Origin of the sequence: Pseudomonas sp. 30_B (assembly GCF_017491605.1) — a bacterium.
Classification (GTDB): domain Bacteria; phylum Pseudomonadota; class Gammaproteobacteria; order Pseudomonadales; family Pseudomonadaceae; genus Pseudomonas.
In genome coordinates this window covers 1-434 of sequence record NZ_JAFGYY010000392.1, presented here as the reverse complement: position 1 = coordinate 434, position 434 = coordinate 1, and the positions used below count along the sequence as shown (strand labels likewise).

Below are 434 nucleotides of genomic sequence, written 5' to 3'. Positions count from 1 at the left end.
CGGTATCCGTGTCGCCGTGCCCGGGAAAATGCTTGAACGTGCCGATCACGCGCTCGCTCTTCATGCCCTGCACCATGCGCCGGCCGAGCAGGCCGATCGTCGCCGGATCGTCGCCGAACGCGCGCACGTTGATCACCGGATTGAGCGGATTGCTGTTGACGTCGACGTCCGGCGCGAAATTCACGTTGAAGCCGACCGCCGCGATCTCCGCGGCGAGCACGCGGCCCATGTCGTACGCGAGCCGGTCGTCCCGCGTCGCTTCGTACGCCGCGCCGAGCGCCATGTTGCCGGCGAACGCGGTCGCCTCGACGCGCGGCAGGCGAAACACGTTGCCGCCCTCCTCGTCGATGCCGATCATCAGCCCGAGCGGGCTGTCGGCCGCGGGCGCGGCCCGAATGCCGTCGATCAGCCGGCGCGTCTGCTCGATGCCCGTC

The 434-nt window shown here is 69.8% G+C and carries 1 protein-coding gene; it reads right to left on the bottom strand.

Translation table 11 applies throughout. The annotated features are described in order from the left end of the window. On the bottom strand, window positions 1-434 hold a 434-nt coding region (locus tag J5M67_RS28820), incomplete at both ends, for a glycoside hydrolase family 3 protein (protein WP_207888725.1).